General features: G+C 64.0%; 23 protein-coding genes. 16 read left to right on the top strand and 7 right to left on the bottom strand.

Annotated elements, in window-relative coordinates; all coding sequences use genetic code 11:
* The first annotated feature begins 102 nt into the window (after positions 1-102).
* Positions 103-2,211, top strand: coding sequence for a molybdopterin-containing oxidoreductase family protein (locus JT360_RS24515; RefSeq protein WP_214474782.1), 2,109 nt, complete (start codon positions 103-105; stop codon positions 2,209-2,211).
* Between the two features lie 33 nt (positions 2,212-2,244).
* Here the strand turns inward: JT360_RS24515 and JT360_RS24520 are convergent, their stop codons facing one another.
* Together JT360_RS24520 and JT360_RS24525 are read right to left on the bottom strand one after the other, a co-directional pair.
* Positions 2,245-3,387 carry a flavin-containing monooxygenase gene (locus JT360_RS24520; protein WP_214474783.1) on the bottom strand — a complete coding sequence of 381 codons (1,143 nt, stop codon included), beginning with the start codon at positions 3,385-3,387 and terminating at the stop codon, positions 2,245-2,247.
* 70 nt (positions 3,388-3,457) lie between these two features.
* Positions 3,458-3,937, bottom strand: coding sequence for an Lrp/AsnC family transcriptional regulator (locus JT360_RS24525; RefSeq protein WP_214474784.1), 480 nt, complete (start codon positions 3,935-3,937; stop codon positions 3,458-3,460).
* A gap of 102 nt (positions 3,938-4,039) precedes the next feature.
* On the opposite strand from JT360_RS24525, the gene JT360_RS24530 reads away from it, so the two are divergent.
* From JT360_RS24530 to JT360_RS24570, 9 genes are all read left to right on the top strand, one after another.
* The gene (locus tag JT360_RS24530) at positions 4,040-5,248 is read left to right on the top strand and encodes a diaminopropionate ammonia-lyase (protein ID WP_214474785.1); all 1,209 of its coding nucleotides are present in this window, start codon (positions 4,040-4,042) and stop codon (positions 5,246-5,248) included.
* Entirely contained in the window at positions 5,245-6,489 is a 1,245-nt protein-coding gene (locus JT360_RS24535) for a Zn-dependent hydrolase (protein WP_214474786.1), read from the top strand. Before JT360_RS24530 ends, JT360_RS24535 begins: the two co-directional genes overlap by 4 nt.
* 28 nt (positions 6,490-6,517) lie before the next feature.
* On the top strand, positions 6,518-7,642 hold the full coding sequence (locus JT360_RS24540; protein ID WP_214474887.1) for a M20 aminoacylase family protein: 1,125 nt from the start codon (positions 6,518-6,520) through the stop codon (positions 7,640-7,642).
* Positions 7,643-8,021: 379 nt separating this feature from the next.
* A complete protein-coding gene (locus JT360_RS24545) occupies positions 8,022-8,195 on the top strand; it encodes a hypothetical protein (protein WP_214474787.1) in 174 nt (57 codons plus the stop codon).
* A 124-nt stretch (positions 8,196-8,319) separates the two neighbouring features.
* Positions 8,320-10,413: an ATP-dependent helicase gene (locus JT360_RS24550; RefSeq protein ID WP_214474788.1), complete on the top strand. Its 2,094-nt coding sequence runs from the start codon at positions 8,320-8,322 to the stop codon at positions 10,411-10,413.
* A complete protein-coding gene (dapB, locus tag JT360_RS24555; RefSeq protein ID WP_214474790.1) occupies positions 10,404-11,198 on the top strand; it encodes a 4-hydroxy-tetrahydrodipicolinate reductase in 795 nt (264 codons plus the stop codon). Before JT360_RS24550 ends, dapB begins: the two co-directional genes overlap by 10 nt.
* A gap of 161 nt (positions 11,199-11,359) precedes the next feature.
* The gene (locus JT360_RS24560) at positions 11,360-12,373 is read left to right on the top strand and encodes an ABC transporter substrate-binding protein (protein ID WP_214474792.1); all 1,014 of its coding nucleotides are present in this window, start codon (positions 11,360-11,362) and stop codon (positions 12,371-12,373) included.
* 144 nt (positions 12,374-12,517) lie between these two features.
* Entirely contained in the window at positions 12,518-13,372 is an 855-nt protein-coding gene (locus tag JT360_RS24565) for an ABC transporter ATP-binding protein (RefSeq protein ID WP_214474794.1), read from the top strand.
* Positions 13,373-13,447: 75 nt separating this feature from the next.
* Positions 13,448-14,326, top strand: a complete 879-nt coding sequence (locus JT360_RS24570) for an ABC transporter permease (protein ID WP_214474796.1) — start codon at positions 13,448-13,450, stop codon at positions 14,324-14,326.
* A gap of 26 nt (positions 14,327-14,352) precedes the next feature.
* Here JT360_RS24570 and JT360_RS24575 read toward each other — a convergent pair whose 3' ends face one another.
* Positions 14,353-15,705, bottom strand: coding sequence for a sensor histidine kinase (locus JT360_RS24575; protein ID WP_214474798.1), 1,353 nt, complete (start codon positions 15,703-15,705; stop codon positions 14,353-14,355).
* 12 nt (positions 15,706-15,717) lie between these two features.
* Entirely contained in the window at positions 15,718-16,395 is a 678-nt protein-coding gene (locus JT360_RS24580) for a response regulator (RefSeq protein ID WP_214474800.1), read from the bottom strand.
* A gap of 479 nt (positions 16,396-16,874) precedes the next feature.
* Between JT360_RS24580 and JT360_RS24585 the strand changes: the two genes are divergently transcribed.
* The 3 genes from JT360_RS24585 to JT360_RS24595 all read left to right on the top strand — a co-directional run bounded on the left by JT360_RS24585 (position 16,875) and on the right by JT360_RS24595 (position 17,816).
* The gene (locus JT360_RS24585) at positions 16,875-17,075 is read left to right on the top strand and encodes a DUF680 domain-containing protein (protein ID WP_214474803.1); all 201 of its coding nucleotides are present in this window, start codon (positions 16,875-16,877) and stop codon (positions 17,073-17,075) included.
* A gap of 47 nt (positions 17,076-17,122) precedes the next feature.
* The gene (locus JT360_RS24590; protein ID WP_214474805.1) at positions 17,123-17,350 is read left to right on the top strand and encodes a DUF680 domain-containing protein; all 228 of its coding nucleotides are present in this window, start codon (positions 17,123-17,125) and stop codon (positions 17,348-17,350) included.
* Between the two features lie 226 nt (positions 17,351-17,576).
* The gene (locus JT360_RS24595) at positions 17,577-17,816 is read left to right on the top strand and encodes a DUF680 domain-containing protein (protein ID WP_214474807.1); all 240 of its coding nucleotides are present in this window, start codon (positions 17,577-17,579) and stop codon (positions 17,814-17,816) included.
* A gap of 48 nt (positions 17,817-17,864) precedes the next feature.
* Here the strand turns inward: JT360_RS24595 and JT360_RS24600 are convergent, their stop codons facing one another.
* From JT360_RS24600 to purM, 3 genes are all read right to left on the bottom strand, one after another.
* The gene (locus JT360_RS24600; protein ID WP_214474808.1) at positions 17,865-18,374 is read right to left on the bottom strand and encodes a SixA phosphatase family protein; all 510 of its coding nucleotides are present in this window, start codon (positions 18,372-18,374) and stop codon (positions 17,865-17,867) included.
* Between the two features lie 203 nt (positions 18,375-18,577).
* A complete protein-coding gene (gene purN, locus JT360_RS24605; RefSeq protein WP_214474809.1) occupies positions 18,578-19,291 on the bottom strand; it encodes a phosphoribosylglycinamide formyltransferase in 714 nt (237 codons plus the stop codon).
* Complete coding sequence (gene purM / locus JT360_RS24610; protein ID WP_214474810.1) at positions 19,288-20,397, bottom strand: phosphoribosylformylglycinamidine cyclo-ligase; 1,110 nt, start codon at positions 20,395-20,397, stop codon at positions 19,288-19,290. Before purM ends, purN begins: the two co-directional genes overlap by 4 nt.
* 207 nt (positions 20,398-20,604) lie before the next feature.
* Between purM and JT360_RS24615 the strand changes: the two genes are divergently transcribed.
* Genes JT360_RS24615 through hdaA form a run of 3 tightly spaced genes read left to right on the top strand, consistent with a single transcriptional unit; the run spans position 20,605 to position 23,048 of the window.
* The gene (locus JT360_RS24615) at positions 20,605-21,162 is read left to right on the top strand and encodes a CDP-alcohol phosphatidyltransferase family protein (protein ID WP_214474811.1); all 558 of its coding nucleotides are present in this window, start codon (positions 20,605-20,607) and stop codon (positions 21,160-21,162) included.
* A complete protein-coding gene (locus JT360_RS24620) occupies positions 21,134-22,342 on the top strand; it encodes an AI-2E family transporter (RefSeq protein ID WP_214474812.1) in 1,209 nt (402 codons plus the stop codon). The genes JT360_RS24615 and JT360_RS24620 overlap by 29 nt, the downstream gene beginning before the upstream one ends.
* Before the next feature lies 1 nt (position 22,343).
* A complete protein-coding gene (gene hdaA / locus JT360_RS24625) occupies positions 22,344-23,048 on the top strand; it encodes a DnaA regulatory inactivator HdaA (protein ID WP_214474888.1) in 705 nt (234 codons plus the stop codon).
* Positions 23,049-23,062: the final 14 nt, after the last annotated feature.

Raw genomic sequence — 23,062 nt, forward strand, 5'->3', positions numbered from 1 at the left:
TGCGCCACACCCCACCCCGGCGCTACGCGCCGACCCTCCCCATCAAGGGGAGGGTAAGATCTGGCCCTACACGCCTTGCCCGAAAGCGGTTAAACAAGTGCCATGAACCAGCACGCCAAGCTCCGCATCGGCCATTCGGCTTGTCCGCATGATTGCCCGTCGACCTGCGCGCTCGAGGTCGAGTTGCTCGACGACAACCGCATTGGGCGTGTCCATGGTGCCAAGTCCAATACCTATACGGCCGGCGTCGTCTGCGCCAAGGTCGCGCGTTATGCCGACCGCGTCCATCATCCCGACCGTTTGCTGAAGCCGCTGATCCGCGCCGGCGCCAAGGGCGATGGCGTCTGGAAGGAAGCAAGCTGGGAGGCCGCGCTCGACCTCGTCGCCGAAAAATTCGTTGCTGCCGAGGAGAAACACGGCTCGGAGACGGTCTGGCCCTATTACTATGCCGGCACGATGGGGCTGGTGCAGCGCGACGGCATCGACCGGCTGCGCCATGCCAAGAAATATTCCGGCTTCTTCGGGTCGATCTGCACCAATCTCGCCTGGACCGGCTGGATGATGGGAGCGGGCGCATTGCGCGGGCCGGACCCGCGCGAGATGGCGAAATCCGACTGCGTGGTGATCTGGGGCACCAATGCCGTGGTCACGCAGGTCAACGTGATGACCCACGCCATCAAGGCGCGCAAGGAACGCGGCGCCAGGATCGTCGTCATCGACGTCTATGAAAACGCGACCATGAAACAGGCCGACATGGGCCTTGTGCTCAAGCCCGGCACCGATGGCGCACTGGCTTGCGCGGTCATGCATGTGCTGTTCAGGGAAGGGATGGCCGATCGCGCCTATCTAGAAAAATACACCGACGATCCCGGAGGGCTGGAAGCGCATCTAAAGACGCGTACGCCGGAATGGGCCTCCGCAATCACCGGCCTTGGCGTCGCTGAAATCGAGGCCTTCGCGCGATTGGTTGGCACCACCAGGAAAACGTATTTCCGCCTCGGCTACGGCTTTGCCCGCCAGCGCAACGGTGCCGTCAACATGCATGCCGCCTCCTGCATCGCCGCTGTCACCGGCAGCTGGCAATATGAGGGCGGCGGCGCCTTCCATTCCAATTCGGGCATCTTCAAGCTCAACCAGGATGTGCTGGAAGGCACAGGGATGCGCGATCCCTCGATCCGCTATCTCGACCATTCCCGCATCGGCCCGGTGCTGAGTGGCTCCGGCGATGCACTTTATGGCGGACCACCGGTGACGGCGATGCTGATCCAGAACACCAATCCGGTGAATGTCGCGCCCGAGCAGCGGCTGGTGAAGCAGGGCTTTCTGCGCAACGACCTGTTCTCTTGCGTGCACGAGCAGTTCATGACGGACACCGCCAAGCTTGCCGATGTCGTGCTGCCGGCAACGATGTTCCTCGAGCATGACGACGTCTACAAGGGCGGCGGCAATCAGCATATCACGCTCGGCCCCAAGCTGATCGAGCCGCCGGAAGGGCCGCGCACCAATCATTTCGTCATCGAACAATTGGCCGAGCGCCTGGGAGTCTCCGACCGTCCAGGCTTTGGTCTCACCGAACAGCAGCATATCGACATCATTCTCGGCAAGCGCGGGCTGGGCAGCTTCGACAGCTTGAAGGAAGACAAGTGGGTCGACCTGCAGCCGGATTTCGAGACCGCGCATTTCATTGGAGGATTCGGCCATGCGGATGGAAAATTCCGCTTCCGCGCTGACTGGACCGGGCAGGCGGCCCCCAACAGGCCGCCGAAGAGCATGGGGCTGTTCGGGCCGGTGGAGCGACTGCCGGAATTTCCCGATCATGTCGACCTGATCGAGGTGGCGGACGAGGCGCATCCGTTCCGGCTGACGACCTCGCCGGCGCGCAATTTCCTGAACTCGACGTTCTCGGAAACGCCGGTGTCGAAGGCCAGGGAAGGCCGCCCGGAACTGCTTCTCCATCCCGACGATGCCGCCGCGTACGGACTGGCCGACGGCGACCGGGTCGAGGTCGGCAATATGCGTGGCGAGGTGGTGCTGCACGCCAAATTGTTCGACGGCATCAAGCGCGGCGTCGTGATCGCCGAAGGCATCTGGCCGAACAGCGCCCATGAGCGCGGGGAGGGCATCAATGTACTGACCGGCGCGGATGCGCCGGCGCCTTACGGCGGCGCTGCCTTCCATGACAACAAGGTCTGGCTGCGCAAGGCAAGTTGAGGCCGAAGGGAGCTTTGCTCCGCTCGCGACCAATCACACCGGCAGGAATTCGGCCACCTTTTTCCTGTTCAGCCGGTGCCGGATGTCGTCGGCGATCGCCTGGGCCTCGATCCCGATTTCGCGCAGCAATCCGGTGACCGCATTGTGGAAACCAATGAGGTAGAGGCCGAGATCCGAAGCTTGCGCGGTAACGCCGCTGCGATCCGGCTGGATGCCGGGTTCGAGGAATTTGGCATAGCCCGGCCGGAAACCGGTCGCAAAGACGATCGCGTCGAATTCGCCATGTTTGCCGTTGGCAAAACGGGCGCCGCGCTCAGAGATCTCGGCGACATCGGGGGCAACCTTGATCGTGCCTTCGCGGATCTTGCCGATAGTGCCCACGTCGATCACCGGAATGCGCGACGCAATCGCAATCTGTTCCAGCAGTCCCTGTCTTGGCCGTTTGAGCCCGTATTTTTCCAGCCTGCCCAACACCAGATCGAGGATGATGGGGAAAAGAACGTCATTGATGCGTTGCGGCCCCAGGCGCGCCGCCATGCCGACGATTTGGATGGGGACGCCGAACAGTTCGCGCGGCACGATATGAACGCCGCCGCGCACGGAAATCGTCGGTTTTGCGCCATTTTCCGCCAGATCGAGCGCAATCTCCGCGCCGGTGTTGCCCATGCCGATGACCAGCACTGACTGACCGGCAAAAGGCGTCGCATGGCGATAGTCGGCGCTGTGCAGTGTCTTGCCCGTGAAGGTATCGACGCCCGCAAATCTGGGCCGCAAGGGCTCGGCATTGTAGCCTGACGCGATCACCACATGTTTGGCGCGCAACGGGCCGGATGTCGCGTCCACATGCCAGCCGCGACCCTCGCGAGCGACCGCTTTCACCATTTCCCCAAACCTGGGCCGCAAGTCGAAGCGTTGCGCATAGGCATCGAGATAGTCGACGAAGAGATCGCGCGGCACATACCGCGGATAGTGCTTCGGGAAGGGCACGAAGGGTAGGGACGAATAGCGTTTGGTCGTATGCAGGTGGACGCGTTCGTAATGGCGCCGCCAGGCGGGCGCGGCCTGCTGCTCTTTCTCAAGCAGGATGAAGTCGACCCCGGCCTGTCGCAGGCACGCGGCAACGGCCAGGCCCGCCGGCCCGGCACCGATGATAGCAACTGGTGTGGTGTCGTCCAAGCGCGCCTCCATCGTTCAATTCGCGTCCTGAGAATGTCAAAAGCATGGCAGGGACCGACCGGGATTTGCCTCAATCCGGCAAAGGCACCGTCAGCCCGACCTTGACGCGGTCCATGGCGACGAAGGTGCGGAACTTCCGGACATTGTTGCTGCCGAAAAACAACTTTCGCGTCAGTGCCTCATAGGCTCCCATGTCGGCCACGGTGATGATCAGGATGAAGTCTGCCTCGCCGGTGACGTAGTAGCATTGCTGCACTTCGGGCGCCGCCGAGAATTGCCGCTTGGCCGCATCGATCAGTTCGGTGCGTTCGCTCTCCAGCTCCACCTCGACGAAGATGGTGATGGGCCGGCCGACGGCCGTCGGCTCGACCACGGCGACATTGCCCGCGATCACGCCGGCCTGCTCCATCCGCTTGATGCGGCGCTGCACCGCCGGCGCCGACAGGTTCACCGCTTCGCCGATCAGGCGCTGCGGCGTCGTATTGTCCCGCTGCAGGATGGCAAGGATGGCGAGGTCGAAGCTGTCGAGTGACGGTGGTGATTGAGGCAATGGAGATATCCGGCGAAACAAACTTGCATTTAGGAGGGCCAAATACAGCGCTCTTTGCGCCAATCCTGCAATATGTTCTCGCTCACCAACAAGGAGGCCTCAATGTTCCTGCTCAACCGCAAGGCGTTGCATCGTCAGCCGCTTGATGCGGCCGACGCCGAAACCCTTGGGCTTGCCGGGGCGGATGCGGTCGAGCGCTTTCTTGCCCATCGCGACAATCACAGCGTGACGCCGCTGCACGCGCTGCCGGCGCTGGCGAGCGAACTTGGCCTCGCTGCCTTGCATGTCAAGGATGAGGGCTTCCGTCTCGGCCTCGGCAGCTTCAAGGCGCTGGGCGGCGCCTATGCCGTCTTCCGCCTGGTGCTGGAGGAGGCAAGCAAACGGCTTGGCCGCCCTGTCGACATCGATGATCTCGATCGGCCCGATGTCCGCTCGGTCGCCGCGAGGATGACGGTCGCCTGCGCCACCGACGGCAATCACGGTCGCTCTGTCGCGCAAGGCGCCGAGCTTGCCGGTGCCAGGGCCGTGATCTTTGTCCATGCCGGCGTCAGCGACGAGCGGATCTCGGCAATAGCCCGCTATGGCGCGGAGATGGTTCGGGTCGACGGCAATTATGATGACTCGGTCAGGCAAGCCGCCAAAGTCGCGGCCGAGAAAGGCTGGACCGTGGTGTCGGATACGTCGTGGCCGGGCTATGAGCGCATTCCCGGCCTGGTGATGCAAGGCTATACGGCGATCGTGCGCGAAGCACTGCGCCAGCTGCGGGAGCCGCCGACCCACGTTTTCGTCCAGGCCGGCGTCGGCGGCATTGCCGCCGCGCTGGCCGGCCATCTCGCCATCGTGCTCGGCGACGCCAGGCCGGTCTTCACCGTGGTCGAGCCCGCGCGGGCCGCTTGCGTTGTCGCTGCTGCCCGGGCAGGGCGCGTGGTCAAGGTGGCGCACGATCAGCCGACGGTGATGGCCATGCTTGAATGCTATGAGGCCTCACAGGTCGCCTGGCGCGTGCTGGCGCGCGTCGCCGACGCCTTCATGACCGTGGAGGAGGACGACGCCGTCGCGGTGATGCGGCGGCTGGCGCGGCCAGACGGCGGCGATCCGGTGATCGTCGCCGGCGAGAGCGGCGGCGTCGGCCTTGCCGGACTGATCCGGGCGGTGGCTGAAAACAAGAACGATCTCGGGCTCGACAGCCGGGCTCGCGTGCTGGTGATCAACACGGAAGGGGCCACCGATCCGCATCGCTATGCCGAGCTGGTCGGCATGAGCCCGGCCGATGTGCTGGCCGGCAAGCTTGTTGCCGAGGCAATGCCATGATCGCGATCGACGCACAGCGCCTGCTTGGCCGCATCCGTGAACTCGGCGCTGTTGGCCGCGACGCGGAGGGCAGGCTGATCCGGCTGGCCGCTTCCGACGCCGACAAGCTCGGCCGCGATCTTTTCGTCGGCTGGCTACGGCGGGCCGGGCTCGATGTCGCCATCGACCGCGTCGGCAATATCTTCGGCATCTGGCAAAGCGAGGACAATGCAGGCGAGGCGCCACTGCTCATCGGCTCGCACATCGACACCGTCATCGATGCCGGCATCTATGATGGCTGCTATGGCGTGCTTGCCGGGCTGGAAGTGATCGAGACGCTGAAAGCGTCGGGCCTCGCGCCGTCGCGCCCGCTCGCCGTCGCGGCCTTCACCAACGAGGAAGGCGTGCGCTTTTCTCCCGACATGATGGGATCGCTGGTCTATGCCGGCGGCATCGGTGTCGAGGCGGCACTCGCTGCCGTCGGCACTGACGGCTGCACGCTCGGACAGGAGCTGGCTCGCATCGGCTATGCCGGCGACCGCGAACCTGGCTTTCTCAAGCCGCACATCTATGTCGAACTGCATATCGAACAGGGGCCGGTTCTGGAGCGCGAAGGCATTCCGATCGGCGCGGTGGAAACCCTGCAGGGGATTTCCTGGCAACGCATCACCCTCGATGGTGTCGCCAATCATGCCGGCACCACACCGATGTCGATGCGCTGCGATGCCGGATACGCTGCGGCACGCGTGATCACCTTCCTGCACGACCGGGCAGCGGCCTCCAACGCGCCAACCGTTGCCACCGTCGGCACGATGCGGTTCGAGCCGAACGCCATCAACGTCATACCATCACGCGCCGTCTTCACCGTCGATCTGCGCGATCCCGACGAGCAGCGCTTGCAGGCGGAAGAGACGGCGCCGGCCGCCTTCCTGCAACAGCTCGCCGCCGAGGGCATCACCGTGACAGTCGAGAGGCTGGCGCGCTTCGAGCCGGTTGTCTTCGACAGGCGGGTGGTCGAGCTGATCGAGGCCGCGGCGAGGAAGCGGGGACTTGTATCGAGGCGCATGACCTCGGGCGCCGGCCACGACGCGCAGATGATCGCGCGTATCGCGCCTGCGGCGATGATTTTCGTGCCGAGCGCCGGAGGCATCAGTCACAGTCCGCGCGAGCATACCGACGATGTCGAGCTTGTTGCCGGCGCAAACATCCTGCTTGATATCGTCACCGAACTTGCGGAGATGGAGGAGCGCAGGAGTGGCTGAACGCGATCCCGAAACGCTGAAGCGCGAGATGACCGGATGGCGGCGTGATCTGCACGCGAACCCCGAATTCGGCTTCGAGGAGAAACGCACCGCGGCCTTTGTCGCGGCCAAGCTGCGCGAATTCGGCCTGGACGATGTCACTGAGGGTGTCGGCGGAACCGGTGTCGTCGGCACGCTGAAGCGCGGCAGCGGCAACCGCGCCGTTGCGCTGCGGGCCGACTTGGATGCGCTGCGTATATCAGAGCAATCGGCCGCGCCATATCGCTCCGGCAATCCCGGCATCATGCATGCCTGCGGCCATGACGGCCACACGGCAATGCTGCTTGGCGCGGCAAAGCTTCTGGCCGAAGAGGGCGGTTTCGACGGCACTGTGCGCTTCATCTTCCAGCCGGCCGAGGAATGGGGCAGGGGCGCGCTGGCCATGCTCGCCGATGGCCTGATGCAGCGCTTTCCCTTCGACGAGATTTTCGGGCTGCACAACATGCCCGGCCTTCCCATCGGCCATTTCGAGACCCGTGCCGGTCCCATCATGTCGGCGGAGGATAACTTCGAGATCGTGCTCAGAGGTCTCGGCGGCCACGCGGCGCGGCCGCATTCGGGAAACGAAACGCTGGTCGCCGCCTGCGCCCTGGTCACCAATCTGCAGACCATCGTCTCGCGTCGGCTGAGCCCGGCCGACATATCGGTGGTTTCCGTGACTGAGCTGATCACCGACGGCACCCGCAATGCACTGCCCGGCCTTGCCCGCATCCTTGGCGATGCGCGCAGCTTCCGACCGGAAGTCAGCGCCGGGATCGAACGCCAGATGCGCATCATCGCCGAAGGCACCGCCGCCGCCTACAACGTCGCCGCCGAAGTCAAATACAGCCGAGAATTCGTGCCGCTGCATAACGATGCCGAACTGGTCGACGCCGCGTTCGCCGCCGCCAAAGACGTCTTCGAACCCGGCAATATCGCTATCGCGCGTGAGCCGATGACGGCCTCGGAGGACTTTGCCCGCTTCCTCGACCATGTGCCGGGCTGTTTCGTCTTCCTCGGCAATGGCGAGGCCTCAGCGCCTTTGCACAACCCGGCCTATGATTTCAATGATGAGGGATTGCTGTTCGGCGCCAACTTCCATGTCGCCATCGCCAGGCGACGGCTTGGGATTTGAAAGGTCCCTTCGGCACGCTTTTGCCGGGGGAAAACGCCTGGGAAGGGGCCGAAATCCTCGATCCCGCATGACGTAGCGGCAAGACTCAGCTAGCCTTCCCCCTGCGGCGGACCTGATATCCGCCTGGCCGGCGCTATCAGATTACCTCCCAAGCGGCGCCGGCCTTCTTCTTTGCGGCGTACGCTTGCTAAATTAGCAATAAAGACGCGGGCGAGCTGCGCAATGCCAAGTTCCGCCTCGAGGACCTCGAGGAATGTATCTTGGCAATACCCTGAACTCTCGACCTCTTCGTGCTGGATATCATTCCGGCACTGCCCGTATTCGCGCGGGAACAAAACGCCATGTCTCCGGTTGATCCCTATCAGAGGAGAACCGCTGCATGATCCGTTTGCTTCTGGCAGGCACCTTTGCTTTTCTGATCTATCGCCTCGCTCGCAGAATGATCGATGAGGTGCCGGACAATTTCGATCCCCTGCTGCTGCCGGCACCAAGAAGTGACCGCGAGGCCCTGCGCCGTCAATCGGCGGCGATGGGCGTCGATCCCAAGCGGTAAGCGATTTCAGGAAAAGTCCCGGGAAAAGCGCGTAGCGCTTTCCCTTGGGAATTGCATCAAAACCAAGAGCTGCGTCGCGCCGCTTCTTTGTTGCGAACAAAGCAGAAACGATGCTTGATGGGCGATGAACCTCGCCGCCCATGATTCGACCTATTTGGAATCGACCGTCCCGCCCGCCTATCTCGCCCGGCTGAACGACGCCCAGCGCCAGGCCGTCGAACACGGCGACGGCAGGGTCGCCGGGCCCTTGCTGGTCATTGCCGGCGCCGGCTCGGGCAAGACCAACACGCTAGCGCATCGCGTCGCGCACCTGATCGTCAAGGGCGCCGACCCGCGCCGCATCCTGCTGATGACCTTTTCGCGGCGCGCCGCGTCAGAAATGGCCAGGCGCGTCGAGCGCATCGCCGGTGAAGTGCTCGGCCGTGACGCCGCGGTGATCACGGATGCGCTGACCTGGGCCGGCACTTTTCACGGCATCGGCGCCCGGCTTTTGCGAGACTATGCGCTGGAGATCGGCCTCGATCCGGCCTTCACCATCCATGATCGCGAGGATTCCGCCGACCTGATGAATCTCGCGCGCCACGAACTCGGCTTCTCCAAGACGGAGGCGCGCTTTCCGACCAAGGGCACGTGCCTTGCCATCTATTCGCGCGCCGTCAACGCGCAGGCACCACTCAACGAAGTGCTGGGGTCGGCTTTTCCCTGGTGCGCTGGCTGGGCCGAGCAGCTGAAACAATTGTTTGCGGGTTACGTCGAGGCTAAGCAGGCGCAGAACGTGCTCGATTATGATGACCTGCTGCTCTACTGGGCGCAGATGGCGGCCGAGCCGGAAATAGCGGCGCATCTGGGACAACGATTCGACCACGTGCTGGTCGACGAATACCAGGACACCAACCGGTTGCAGGCTTCGATACTGATGGCGCTGAAGCCCGATGGTGCAGGGCTGACGGTGGTCGGCGACGATGCGCAGTCGATCTACTCGTTCCGGGCCGCCGAGGTGCGCAATATCCTCGATTTTCCCCTGCAGTTCGCGCAAACCGCCGACGTGGTGATGCTGGAGCGCAACTACCGCTCGACCGACACCATTCTCGCCGCCGCCAATGCGGTGATCGGCGAGGCCTCGGAGCGTTTCACCAAGAACCTGTGGTCGGAGCGCAAATCCGCCGCCAAGCCGAGACTGGTGAGCGTGCGCGACGAGGTTGAGCAGGCGAATTTCGTCTGCGATACGATCCTTGCCGAGCGCGAGGCCGGGACAGTGCTGAAATCCCAGGCGGTGCTGTTTCGCGCCTCGCATCACAGCGGGCCGCTGGAGATCGAACTGACGCGGCGCAACATTCCCTTCGTCAAGTTCGGCGGGCTGAAATTCCTCGATGCCGCCCACGTCAAGGATGTGCTGGCGGTGCTGCGCTTCGCCGAGAACCCGCGCGACCGCGTCGCCGGTTTTCGTGTGCTGCAGCTTTTGCCGGGCATCGGGCCCTCGGCCGCCGCGCAGATCGTCGAGACCATGACCACGGCGTTGGATGAAGCGATGGGCCTGGCCGGCTGGCGGCCGCCGCAGCGCGCCGCGGACGACTGGCCGGGGTTCGTTTCGCTTTATTCCGGCCTGCGGGCCGGGGCCAAATGGCCGGCCGATCTCGAACAGATCAGGCTCTGGTACGAGCCGCATCTGGAGCGCATCCACGAGGATGCGATCACGCGCCGCGCCGACCTGTTGCAGCTCGAGCAGATTGGGTCGAGCTACGCTTCGCGCGAACGGTTCCTCACCGAGCTGACGCTCGATCCACCGGACGCCACCAGCGACCAGGCCGGGCCGCCGCATCGCGACGAGGACTATCTGATCCTGTCGACCATCCACTCGGCCAAGGGCCAGGAGTGGAAGAATGTCTTCGTGCTCAACACGGTCGATGGCTGCATACCGGCCGATCTCGGCGTCGGCACCAAGGAAGACATCGAGGAGGAGCGCCGGCTGCTCTACGTGGCGATGACGCGGGCCAAGGACAGCCTCAATCTGGTCATGCCGCAGCGCTTCTTTCCGCACGGCCAGGCGGCGCGCGGCGATCGCCATCTCTATGCCTCGCGCACGCGCTTCATCCCGGCCTCGATCCTCTCCGCGTTTGAGCAGGTGTCGTGGCCAAGTGCGCAGGCCGCACAGGGCAGGGCGCCCCGGCCGGACGTGCGCGTCGACATCGGCGCGCGCATGCGCGGCATGTGGAAATAGCCGAGGCCGTGGCACCGATCAGGATCGCCATCGCCGGCGCGCTCGGCCGCATGGGCCGCCAGATGGTGGACGCCGTCCAGGCCGACGCGCGTCTGGCGCTCGTCGCCCGCTTCCATCGTCCGGGCAGTGTCGGCGACGGGCTGGTCAGCCGCGACCAGGCGCTTGCCATGGCCGATGTGGTCATGGATTTCACCACGCCGGCGGCATCGGCCGATCTGGCAAGGTTTTGCGCCAACCGGGGCGGCCCGGCTTTGGTGATTGGCTCGACCGGTTTCGACGCGGCCGAACTGGCTGATATAGCCGACGCCGCGAAAACCATTGCCATCGTGCGCTCCGGCAGCTTTTCGCTTGGGCTCAACATGCTGGTCGGACTGGTCGAGCAGGCGGCGAGAGCACTCGATCCCCAGGACTGGGATGCCGAGATTTTCGAGGCCCATCACCGCCATAAGATCGACGCGCCGTCGGGCACGGCGCAGATGTTGGGGCAGGCCGTTGCCGGCGGACGTAGTGTCGAACTGGATGCTGTCGCACGGCGTGTCCGCGACGGCGTCACTGGCGCGCGACCCGCCGGCGAAATCGGCTTTGCCGTGCTGCGCGGCGGCAGCATCGTCGGCGAGCACAGCGTCAGCTTCTGCACAGAAGGCGAGCTTGTCACCCTGTCGCATGCGGCCGGCGACCGCATCATGTTCGCCCGTGGCGCCATTGCCGCGGCACTCTGGCTGTCGGGACGTTCGCCCGGCCAATACGATATGCGCGATGTGCTGGGGTTGAACGCTCTGGCATGAATTGCCGATACTCCTTTTCGCTTGGCGGCTGAAAGCCAGCTGAAAGCTTGGGCGTGCCATGACAGGGTCGCGGTGTCACCGCATGACCGGTCCTCGAGCGGCCGGCGAGGAGGAGAATGCGGCGCAGCTTCACGGCGCGCCGCCCAAGTGGAGGAAGTTTCGTGACCGGTTTCATCTCGAAGTGCGCCCTGCGCACAGCGGCGCTAACGCTTGCCATCGCAGCCACAGGCGCCACAGTGGCTTCGGCTGCCGACAAGATCACCATCATCGTCGGCGGCATGGAAAAGCAGATCTATCTGCCTGCCGTGCTCACCCAGCAGCTCGGATACTTCAAGGACCAGGGGCTCGATGTCGAGCTGCTCAACTCGCGCGCCGGCGTCGAGGCCGAAAATGAACTGCTGGCCGGTGCCGTCCAGGGCGTCGTCGGCTTCTATGATCACACCGTCGACCTGCAATCGAAGGGCAAGTATATCCAGTCGATCGTCCAGTTCAGCCAGGCGCCTGGCGAGGTCGAGCTGGTCTCCGCCAAGCACCCGGAGATCAAGTCGCCCGCCGACTTCAAGGGCGCCACGCTCGGCGTCACCGGTCTCGGCTCCTCGACCGATTTCCTGACCCAGTATCTTGCCGTGCGCAATGGCTTGAAGCCCGGCGATTACACGCTCCTGCCGGTCGGCGCCGGCAACACTTTCATCGCCGCCGTCAAGCAGGACCAGATCCAGGCCGGCATGACCACCGAGCCGACCATCGCCAAATTGCTCAAGACCGGAGAAGCCAGCATCCTGGTCGACATGCGCACGCCTGAGAAAACCAAGGAAGCGCTCGGCGGTCCGTATCCGGCGGCGTCCTTCTACGTCCAGTCCGCCTGGCTCGAAAGCCACAAGGACGAGGCGCAGAAGCTAGCCAACGCCTTCGTCATGACAATGAAGTTCATCGCCACGCACTCGGCCGAAGAAATCGCCGAAAAAATGCCGAAGGACTATTATGCCGGCAACAAGGATCTCTACGTGCAGGGGCTGGCCGGCGGCAAGGCGATGTTCACGCCGGACGGCCGCATGCCGGCCGAAGGTCCGCCGACCGTGCTCAAGGTTCTCTCGACATTTTCGAAGAGCCTGCAGGGCAAGCAGATCGACCTGTCGAAGACCTACACGACGGAATTCGTCGACGCCGCCAAATAGCGGCGTCAGCCTGCCACTCATTGCATAACAAGGGTTTGCGCCGGCTGCTTGAATCAAGAGGGCAGCGGCGCAGCCTTCACAAACACCCGAGAGATCCGTGGCACTGCCGCGGACTCCCTTGCTCCATTGCGACAGGAGTGCGCCATGCAAGTGCAACCCATGGCGGCCGAGAAGTTGTCTCAGGCCGCCCCACAAGCCGATGCCGCGATTGCCATCGACGACGTGACCCTGCGCTTCGTCACGCCCGACGGCCACATGATGACGGCGATCCGCGACTTCACCATGACGGTGGCGCGCGGCGAGTTCGCTTGCGTCGTCGGGCCGACCGGCTGCGGCAAGTCGACGACGCTCAACCTGGTCACTGGCCTATTGCGTCCGACGACCGGCAATGTCCGCGTCATGGGCAACCCGGTCACGGATATTAGCCGCGACATCGGCTTCGTCTTTCAGGCCGATGCGCTGTTTCCGTGGCGCAGCGTCATCGACAATGTCGCCGCAGGTCCGCTCTATCGCGGCACGCCGAAGGCGGAGGCCTATGAGCGGGCACGCGACTGGATCGGCCGCGTCGGGCTCGGCCGCTTCGAAAAACATTATCCGCACCAGCTTTCGGGCGGCATGCGCAAGCGCGTCGCGCTGGCGCAAACCTTCATCAACCAGCCCAAGATCCTGCTGATGGACGAGCCGTTCAGTGCGCTCGACATGCAGACGCGAACAGTCATGCAGGACGAGTTGCTCGACCTGTGGTCGGAGCAGAAATCCTCGGTCGTCTTCGTCACCCACGACCTGGAGGAAGCGGTGGCGCTGGCCGACAAGGTCTATGTGCTCACCGCTGGGCCGGGCACGGTCAAGAGCGTCTATCGCATCGACCTGCCGCGCCCGCGTGTCATGGCCGACATCCGTTACGACCCGAAATTCATCGAGATCGCCAAGGTGATCTGGAACGATCTGCGCGAGGAAGTGCAGCTCGGCCAGAGCCGTGGCCTGCAGACGGGCCATTAGATTTTTGTTTCGCAATTCCGGACGGAAAACCCCGTGGCACTTTTTCCTGGAATTGCTCTGAGAGGAGACACCGCCATGACCGCCATTTCTCCGACCATGTCCCAGGCCGCCGCTCGCGATGCTTCGATTGCCGCTGCCGAAGCCCGGGCAAGGGCGAGGCTGCGCCGGCGTCATGCGCTGGTTATCGGCCTGCGCCTGGCCATCCTCGTTGCCTTCCTCGGCCTGTGGGAACTCGGGGCCGACTACAACATTATCGATCCGTTCTTCTTTGCCAGCCCCTCCGGCATCTGGGAACAAATCTGGTCGTGGATCACCGAGGGCACCTCGCAGGGGCCGCTCTGGCTGCAAATGTATGTGACGCTTGAGGAAACCTTCCTTGGCTTCATGATCGGCGCCCTGGGCGGCATCGCCGCCGGCATTGTCCTTGGCCGCAACCGGCTCTTGGCGGATGTGTTTTCCATTTACATCAAGATCGCCAATTCGGTGCCGCGCGTCGTGCTCGGTTCTGTATTCATCATCGCGCTCGGCCTCGGAATGGCCTCGAAAGTGGCGCTGGCCGTGGTGATGGTGTTCTTCGTCGTCTTCGCCAACGCCTTCCAGGGCGTGCGCGAGGCCGACAGGGCGATGATCGCCAACGCCCAGATCCTCGGCGCTTCGCCGTTCCAGATCACCCGCACCGTCATCATCCCCTCGGCGATGAGCTGGATCCTCGCCAGCCTACATGTCAGTTTCGGCTTTGCCCTGGTTGGCGCCGTGGTCGGTGAGTTCCTCGGCGCCAAGCAGGGCATGGGCCTGCTGATCTCGACCGCGCAAGGCGCCTTCAACGCCAACGGCGTGTTCGCCGCGATGATCATCCTGGCTGTCATGGCGCTGGTGGTGGAGTTCATCATCACCCGCTTCGAGAACTATGTCGTCAAATGGCGACCGGCGCCGTTCAATGAGCAGGGGACCTGATCAATTTCCGATCCGGCTTGCTGCGATCAGGCCAAGGGCAGCCGCACTTCGACCGTCAGACCGCCGGCCGCGCCATCCCTGAGGGTGACGCGGCCGCCGGCGTTTTCGACGACCTCGCGCACGATGGCGAGCCCCAGCCCGCTGCCTTCCTCGGCCGAACCGGCGATGCGGTAGAAGCGCTCGAACACGTGGTCTCGCTCGTCCACCGGTATGCCGGGCCCGTCGTCGGCGACCGTCAGCACGGCTTCACCGTCGATGGCCGCCAGTCTCACCGTGACGCTGCCGCCTGCCTGGGAGTAACGTAGCGCGTTGTCGACGAGGTTGACGATCATCTCGCGCAGCATGGTGCCGTCGCCGACGACCGGCACGGGGCCGTTCTCGTCGAGGCCGAGGTCGATCTTGCGGGCGATCGCGTTCGGAGCATGCGTTTCGAGCACCTGCCGGGCCGCTTCGGTGAGATCGATGCGATCGGCGCGCGGCCGGCGGCTGCCGGGCTCGGCCCGCGACAAGGTCAAGAGTTGTTCCGCCAGCCGCGCCAGTTTGCCGGAGCTTGCCTGCAGCGCCACCAGCGCTTCCTGGCGCGCATCGGGGATAGTTTCGCGAAGCGCGTAGCTCGCCTGTGTCGACAGCAACGCCAGTGGCGTTCGCAATTGGTGCGCGGCGTTGGCGATGAAGCGGCGCTGCGCCGCCATCTGCGCCCGCACCCGATCCATATAGGCGTTGAGGGCATCGATCAGCGGCCGGATTTCACTTTGCGCGCCTGGAACCTCGACCGGATCGAGGTCACTACGGCTTGGCGAACGCACCGCATCGCGCAGCCGGATCAACGGCGCAAGACCCCGACGCAGGCCGAGCAGCACAAACACGCCGGCAATCGCCACCAATGCCAGCTGCTGGGCAAAGGCGCTGAACCACAGCCGTTTGACCATCGCGTCATGGCCGGCAAGGGTAACGCCCACGGTGACTGTTATCGGTGAATCGGCGCCGGCGCCGATCACCGCATGGCCGAGGGTCTGGACCCGCAGCCGATGATCGCGATAGGGGGCTTCGACACTGGCATGCTGCGGCGCTTTGGGCAGATCGGGGTATCCGGTCAGCAGCCGCCCGCCTGCGGTCTCGACGCGATAATAGACGCTGTCGCGGTCGCCGGTGTCGAACATCTCGATCGCCGCCGGAGGCACCGTGGCATCGAGCACTCCGTCGACCATGGCGACCTGCTCGGCAATGGCCCGCGCCGATCCGACCAGCATGCGGTCGGTGACCAGATCGGCGGTTGCCAGCGCATTGCCATGGCTGGTCCATAGATTGATGGTCGCAAGCCCGGCGAGAGGCAACACCACCCAGGCCAGAAGCTGCAGGCGAAGACTGTTAATCCTCATGGCGCCAGATCGTCATGGCGCCAAATCGTCGTGGCGCAACAGATAGCCGAGACCGCGCAAGGTGGCGATTTGGACCCGCGACCCTTCAAGCTTCTTGCGCACACGGTGCACATAGATCTCGATGGCGCTGGGGTCGGCATCGGTCTCGAAATCGTAGATCGCCGCCGACAGCGCCGCCTTGCTCACCGTGCGCCCGGCCTTGACCATCAATTGCTCCAGCACCGCATGTTCGCGCGGTGTCAGCGCCAGTGTTTCGCCGGCAAGTGAGAACAGCCGGGTGTTGGTGTCGAAGATGAGGTCGCCGCAGGCAACGACAGGCGCGGTCCTGTCATTGGCGCGGCGCAGCTGCACCCGGATGCGCGCCTCGAGTTCCTCGATCTGGAATGGTTTGGCCAGATAGTCGTCGGCACCTTCATTGAGGCCCTTGACCCGGCCGTCGAGGCTGGCATTGGCGGTCAGCACGATCACCGGCACCCGGTTGCCGCGCGCCCGCAGCATGCGCAGCACTTCGAGGCCGCCCATGCGAGGCAGCGCAAGATCAAGGATGACGAGCGCGTGGTCGCCAGCCGCCAGCGCGTGCTCGACATCCTCACCGTCATGGACAATGTCGACGACATAGCTCGCCTGACGCAGGGTCTTGCCCAACCAGTCGGCCAGTTCGCGATTGTCCTCAACAAGCAGCAGTCGCATATCTATGGCAGTCCAGATCCCACCTGCGGCGTTCCAGCGGATCGCCTTGGCTGATGGGCCGCGGCGATCTCTGTTGAATGAGCGACAGTATCGATCTGAACGCAAGCCAAATGCGGTGTTTGCCACGCAAGGCAGCAGACCTCTGCAGGCTCATTTCGGCCTATTCTCATCTATAAATCGAACCGAACGGTTCGGTTCTGATTGACAGATTGTATCGCATACGGTGAACAATGGCCCCCAAAAACGCTTCGGTTTCCCAGAAGGCGAAAGCTTAAATGACTGAAATCATTGAATAATAAGCCACAATTTTGCTGCACCGCAACATTCATTGTCTATAATATAATGAAGTTCTGCAAAATCGCCGCAACTGGAAATCCCAAAAGGCACTCCCTACCTCGGGGTGGTCCGAGCGACGCGAAATTCCTCCCAAGGGCACGCCACTAGACGGACAGGACAGAAGAAATACTGGAGTAAAGAAAATGACCAAGATCGCTCTTACCGCCGCGGCCATCCTCGTTGCCACGGGCACTGCTTTTGCCGGCAGCGACAATTATGGCTCGGCCAACGTCAACCAGCCCGCCGCCGCCGTCGACAATTCGGTCACCGCTTCGACCTCGAAGTCGACCGCTGCGTCCGTCCAGGCTCCGCAGGGCGCTGACCGCAACCTCTTCGGCCGCTAATCGCGACTGCCGATACCAACCCAATCCTAAACTCAGGAGTACTTAATATGACCAAGATCGCTCTCACCGCTGCCGCCATTCTCGTTGCCACGGGCACTGCTTTTGCCGGCAGCGACAATTACGGCTCCAACAATGTCAACCAGCCGGTTGTCACCCAGTCGACTTCCAACGTCGACACCTTGCACACCGGCTCGATCCTGAAGACCGACAAGGCGCAGGCCGACGCCAATGCCAAGGTGCCTGCCGAGTCGGGTCAGGGCATCTGGGGCCGCTAACAGCTTCAAACCTTGCATGACGACAAAGAGCGGTGGGCCTGGCCCGCCGCTCTTGTTTTTTGCGCAACAGGGACAGGCGCTAGCCGGCATCGGTTTGAGCGGCCGGTCTTAGCACCCGGCAGAAAAAACTTCCGCTTCCAGGAATAAAACCGGACTGCCTCGGGTCTTGTCCTTAGCGGAACCGTCCTCCCAAGACGCCGCCTAACGGATGAAACAGGAGATTGAAATGAACAGACTTGCTCTCGCTGCCGCTGCTATCCTCCTTGCGACCGGCGGCGCCTTTGCCGGCAGCGACCATTATGGCTCCGACAATGCCAATCAGCCGGTTGCTTCGGTTGCCGGCGTGGATCATGCCGTCACCGGCGCGGTCGAGAATACGTATATGGCCGGGCACAAGGCAGCCGACACTAGGATGAACACCGCCACCGACTGGCCGGAACCCGGCCAGGGCATCTGGGGCAACTGACGTCTCGGGCGCGGCGGACTGGCCTGCCGCACGCCCGGCATTGGATTTCTAGCTCAGATCCTTCGGACGCAGACAATGCGTCAGCTTTGCGGACGACAGGGCCGACCACTCGCCCTCGAATACGAAGCGCGCAAGGGCGGCCGTCGGGAATTTTTCCTCGAGCCTCTTGCGCGCTTTGGCCTCCGAGCCTGAACCGGCAAGCTGCTTCGCCAGATCTTCCAGGCCCGGATTATGGCCGACCACGATCAAGCACACGCTTGCCGGGTCGGCTTGACGGATCTGGCTTAGAATATCCGCCGCCGAAGCCTCATAGAGCGCATCGACAAACACGACCCGGCGATGCGCCGGCAGTTCCGCCGCCACCAGCCGCCAGGTGTCGCGGGTGCGCAGCGCCGGCGACACCAGCGCCTGATCCGGCAGCCAGTCGCGCGCCGCAAGCTCCCGCCCCACCGATCGGGCCGCCTTCAATCCGCGCTCTGCGAGCGGCCTGTCGAAATCATCGAGACCAGAATCGTCCCAACTCGATTTGGCATGGCGCAGAAGAAGCAGCTGTCTCATCGGCATTGATCAAGAACCACGGGAACTGGTCAGACGAGCGCGGGCCCTTTGCCTGATCAGTTCGATGTCGAAGGGAACGAATGGGCCGCTTTCTAATCCCTCCAGCCAAGCTCTGCGCAGCCATTCGGCGTCGGCCCGGCCCTGAGTCTTATTTAGCGCTTCCGAGCCAAGTGCCATGCCGTCATCGTCCCGATCCAGGCCTCTTACGGCGTAATCCGCGCCAGATGCTCGAGGTCGGCTTCCTCGCGCAGCGGATCGGGCGCCATCACCACCGAGGTGCCGTTGTCGGCATCGTCGGCAAAGTGGGCAAGCACGGTGCGGCCGGCCTCCATGCGTGCCTTGCCTTCGGCGACCAGACCCAATGCCAGCGCATAGAGCCGATGCTCGGCTTTCAGCACCCGGGCAGCAAGCGTATCCGCATTGTCGCCGACCATCACCGGCACGGCCGCCTGGGCGATGATCGGGCCGTCATCCATCTCGGAGGTGACGAAATGCACGGTGCAGCCGTGAATGCGCAGGCCGGCGGCAAGCGCGCGCGCATGGGTGTCGAGGCCCTTGAATGCCGGCAGCAGGGCAGGGTGGATGTTGATCATGCGGCCCTGCCATTTCTGGACCAAGCCGGGGGTGAGGATGCGCATATAGCCGGCCAGTGCCACGATCTCGGCATTGAAGGCCATGAGCGCCGCGTCGATCGCCGCGTCATGCGCCTGCTTGCTGCCATGGTCTGCACGAGAAACGACCTGCGTGGCGATGCCGCGCGCTTTGGCGATGCCGAGGCCGGCGGCGTCCGCCTTGTCCGAAATGACGCCGACGATCTCCGCCGGAAAGGCTGGGTCGCTGGCCGCCGCGATCAGCGCGGTCATGTTGGAGCCGCGCCCCGAAATCAGGACGACCGTGCGTTTTCTCTGCGTGCTCATAGGCCGATCGAGCCCCGATAGATGACGCCGGCATCGCGCCGCGGCACGATGCGGCCGATCGGCGTTACAGTCTCGCCGGCTTCCTGCAGAACGGCGGCAACCTGCGCCGCCTGGCCGGAAGCGACCGCCAGGATCATGCCGATGCCGCAATTGAAGGTGCGCATCATCTCTTCCGGCGCCACGCCGCCGGTCTTGGCCAGCCACGAGAACACCGCGGGGACATCGATAGCCTCAAGGTCGAGCTCGGCCGAGAAATCCTTGGGCAGCACGCGCGGAATGTTTTCCGGGAAGCCGCCGCCGGTGATGTGGGCCAGCGCCTTGATGCCATGCGTGTTGCGGATGGCCTTGAGGATCGACTTGACGTAGATGCGGGTCGGTTCGAGCAGCGCCTCGGCGAGCGTCGCCTCGTCATTGAACGGCGCCGGATCGCTCCAGGCAAGACCGCTGGTGGCAACGATGCGGCGCACCAGGGAAAAGCCATTGGAGTGGAGGCCGGAAGAAGCGAGGCCCAAAAGCACGTCGCCTTCGACGATGTCGTCGGTCGGCAAAAGCTGGCCGCGTTCGGCGGCACCCACCGCAAAGCCGGCGAGGTCATAGTCCTTGCCGTGATACATGCCCGGCATTTCCGCCGTCTCGCCGCCGATCAGCGCGCAGCCGGCCTGACGGCAGCCTTGCGCAATGCCGCCGACGATCGCCGCACCCTGGTCGGGATCGAGCTTGCCCGTGGCGAAATAGTCGAGGAAGAACAGCGGTTCGGCACCTTGCACGACGATGTCGTTGACGCACATCGCGACCAGGTCGATGCCGATCGTGTCGTGCTTGCCGGCATCGATGGCGATCTTGAGCTTGGTGCCGACACCGTCATTGGCGGCGACCAGCACCGGATCGCTGAAGCCGGCAGCCTTGAGGTCGAACAGGCCGCCGAAACCGCCGATCTCGCCATCCGCACCCGGCCGGCGCGTGGCCCGCACCAGCGGCTTGATCTTCTCGACCATGAGATTGCCGGCATCGATATCGACACCGGCCTCGGCATAGGTGAGCCCGTTCCTGCGCTTGCTCGTTTTGGGCTGGCCCGTTTTGGGCTGGCTTGTTTCGCGCTTGCTCATCGCAATTTTCCTGCTCGTTTGCGGGCTCTTCGCATGAACGGTTTCGGTCCGCAAGGATAACGGCGAAACCCCGCGCCATTTGGCCGACAAAAGCGTGGATAGCCGGGCATCTCACACCAGACTGGCTGTTGCCACGCGCTACGTCGCCCTTGCCCCGGTCCCCCATCTCCCTCATCTATCTCGAAACGAAGACGGCGGGCCAATGGGTTGACCATCCCAAACCTGATCACCATCCTGCGCCTTGTCCCGGTGCCTGTCGTTGTGCTGGGCATGCTGCAGGCCCGCTGGGAGTGGGCTTTTGCCGGGTTCGTCATTGCCGGCGTCTCGGATGGCGTCGATGGTTTCATGGCACGCCGTTTCAACAAGCAGTCCAGGTTCGGCGCCTATCTCGATCCGGTGGCCGACAAGCTGCTGCTGGTTTCGGTGTTCGTTGTCCTCGGCTTTGCAGGCGAACTGCCGCTATGGCTGGTCGTCATCATGGTGTCGCGCGATGCGCTGATCGTCTGCGCGGTCCTGTTGTCCACGGTGATGGCTCATCCGGTCGAGATCAAGCCGTTTCTGGTGTCGAAGGCCAATACTGCCATACAGATCGTGCTGGCGGCGGTGGTGCTTGGGGAACTCGCCTTTGCCCTGAACCTCGACCCGCTGCGGCCGGCCCTCATATTGCTGTCCGGGGTCTTGACCGTGGCTTCGGCCGCGGCCTATCTCGTGGCTTGGCTGAGGCATATGAGCGGCTATGGCGAAAGCTCCAAACCGGGCACCTGACCAAGGATCCATCGAAGCGGCCGCTGAGGCTGCGGCGGCGGGCGAAACTGCGTCTCTGGCGTTCCGCCGGCAGATCTTCTTCTGGCTGGCCGGATTGGCGGTGCTTGCGCTGTTCCTCTATGTCTTCAGCGCCATCCTGCTGCCTTTCGTCGCCGGGATGGTGCTCGCCTATTTCCTCGATCCCGTCGCTGACCGGCTGCAGCGGCTCGGCCTGTCGCGTTTCATGGCGACCGTGGTCATCCTCATCACCTTCCTGATCGTGCTGGTGCTGGCCTTCGTCATCCTCATTCCGGTGCTGGCCACCCAGATGGCCGATTTCGCCGGCAAACTGCCGGAGTACCTGACCCGGCTGCAGAGCCTGATCACATCCTTCGATCCGAAATGGCTGGAGCAGAAATTCGGCGTCAATGCCAATGGTTTGCGCGACGGGCTGAATTCACTGCTGACCTCGGGCTTCGGCCTGCTCACCACGGTCTTCACCTCGATCTGGAGTTCGGGCGTGGCGCTGGTTTCGGTGATCAGCCTGTTCGTGGTGACGCCGGTCGTCGCCTTCTACATGCTGCTCGACTGGGACCGCATGGTGACGGTGATCGACAGCTGGGTGCCGCGCGACAACGTCACGACGGTGCGCGCCATTGCGCGCGACATCAACACCGCCACCGCCGGCTTCGTGCGCGGGCAGGGCACGCTCTGCCTGGTGCTGGGCGCCATCTATGCAACCGGCCTGACGCTGACCGGGCTGAATTTCGGCATCCTGATCGGCCTGTTCGCCGGGCTGATCTCCTTCATCCCCTATGTCGGTTCGCTGACCGGGCTGGTGCTGGCAGTCGGCGTCGCCTTCGTCCAGTTCTGGCCAGACTGGACCATGATCCTCGCCGTCGCCGTGGTCTTCTTCATCGGTCAGTTCATCGAAGGCAACATCCTGCAGCCCAGGCTGGTCGGCAAAAGCGTCGGCCTGCACCCGGTGTGGCTGATGTTTTCGCTGTTCGCCTTCGGCGCGCTGTTCGGTTTCGTCGGCCTGCTGATTGCCGTGCCGGCTTCGGCGGCCGTCGCCGTGCTGGTGCGCTTTGCCATAGCCCGTTATCTCGAATCGCCGCTCTACAAGGGCCACGCGACAGAGCCCTTGCCGCCGCGGCCGGCCGATCGCGGCGGTGGCCACCGCACGCAACCGCGTCGCTGAAGTGACCGCCCAGCGAACAGATCCGCCGCGCCAATTGCCGCTCGATCTCGGCCACGGCACAGGCTATTCGCGCGACGAGCTCGTCGTCTCCGGCACCAACAGCCAGGCGGCGGCATTGGTCGACCGCTGGCCAGATTGGCCCTCGCCGGTAGTCGTGCTGGCAGGCCCCGCCGGTTCCGGAAAGACGCACCTGGCTTCGATCTGGCGTGCGCGCGCCAACGCGATGGCTGTCGACGCCGGGCGCATGGGGGACAGCATCGCCAGTCTCGGCGCCCGGCCGGCGCTGATCGACGATGTCGATGCCGGCGCAGTCGACGAACAAGGCCTGTTCCATCTGATCAATGCGGTGCGTGGCGCCGGCTCAACGCTGCTTCTGACCGCGCGCAGCTTTCCCGCGGCCTGGGGCGTCGCATTGCCCGATCTCGCTTCGCGGCTGAAGGCGGCCGCGACCGTCGAGATCCATGAGCCCGACGATCTCCTGCTTGCCGGTGTCATCACCAAATTGTTCGCCGACCGCCAGGTCGAGGTCGAGCCGCATGTCGTGCAGTATCTGGTGCGGCGCATCGAACGCTCGCTTGCGACGGCGATGCGCGTGGTGGAGCGGCTGGATCGCACCGCGCTCGAGCGCAAGATGCCGATCACGCGGGCGCTTGCCGCCGAAGCGGTCAACGCCATGGATGAGGGACAGGGCGAGTTCGAGATTTAGAGGGCCTATGTTCA

The sequence above is a fragment of the Mesorhizobium sp. dw_380 genome (genome assembly GCF_018588885.1).
GTDB lineage: Bacteria > Pseudomonadota > Alphaproteobacteria > Rhizobiales > Rhizobiaceae > Mesorhizobium.

Coding starts and splice junctions, on each gene's coding strand:
- JT360_RS24575 (WP_214474798.1), bottom strand. CDS start 15,705: ATGAGGATTAACAGTCTTCGCCTGCAGCTTCTGGCCTGGGTGGTGTTG.
- JT360_RS24590 (WP_214474805.1), top strand. CDS start 17,123: ATGACCAAGATCGCTCTCACCGCTGCCGCCATTCTCGTTGCCACGGGC.
- JT360_RS24515 (WP_214474782.1), top strand. CDS start 103: ATGAACCAGCACGCCAAGCTCCGCATCGGCCATTCGGCTTGTCCGCAT.
- JT360_RS24570 (WP_214474796.1), top strand. CDS start 13,448: ATGACCGCCATTTCTCCGACCATGTCCCAGGCCGCCGCTCGCGATGCT.
- JT360_RS24600 (WP_214474808.1), bottom strand. CDS start 18,374: ATGAGACAGCTGCTTCTTCTGCGCCATGCCAAATCGAGTTGGGACGAT.
- JT360_RS24530 (WP_214474785.1), top strand. CDS start 4,040: ATGTTCCTGCTCAACCGCAAGGCGTTGCATCGTCAGCCGCTTGATGCG.
- JT360_RS24550 (WP_214474788.1), top strand. CDS start 8,320: ATGAACCTCGCCGCCCATGATTCGACCTATTTGGAATCGACCGTCCCG.
- purN (WP_214474809.1), bottom strand. CDS start 19,291: ATGAGCACGCAGAGAAAACGCACGGTCGTCCTGATTTCGGGGCGCGGC.
- JT360_RS24565 (WP_214474794.1), top strand. CDS start 12,518: ATGCAAGTGCAACCCATGGCGGCCGAGAAGTTGTCTCAGGCCGCCCCA.
- JT360_RS24545 (WP_214474787.1), top strand. CDS start 8,022: ATGATCCGTTTGCTTCTGGCAGGCACCTTTGCTTTTCTGATCTATCGC.
- JT360_RS24620 (WP_214474812.1), top strand. CDS start 21,134: ATGGCGAAAGCTCCAAACCGGGCACCTGACCAAGGATCCATCGAAGCG.
- JT360_RS24585 (WP_214474803.1), top strand. CDS start 16,875: ATGACCAAGATCGCTCTTACCGCCGCGGCCATCCTCGTTGCCACGGGC.
- purM (WP_214474810.1), bottom strand. CDS start 20,397: ATGAGCAAGCGCGAAACAAGCCAGCCCAAAACGGGCCAGCCCAAAACG.
- JT360_RS24595 (WP_214474807.1), top strand. CDS start 17,577: ATGAACAGACTTGCTCTCGCTGCCGCTGCTATCCTCCTTGCGACCGGC.
- JT360_RS24540 (WP_214474887.1), top strand. CDS start 6,518: ATGACCGGATGGCGGCGTGATCTGCACGCGAACCCCGAATTCGGCTTC.
- JT360_RS24580 (WP_214474800.1), bottom strand. CDS start 16,395: ATGCGACTGCTGCTTGTTGAGGACAATCGCGAACTGGCCGACTGGTTG.
- JT360_RS24535 (WP_214474786.1), top strand. CDS start 5,245: ATGATCGCGATCGACGCACAGCGCCTGCTTGGCCGCATCCGTGAACTC.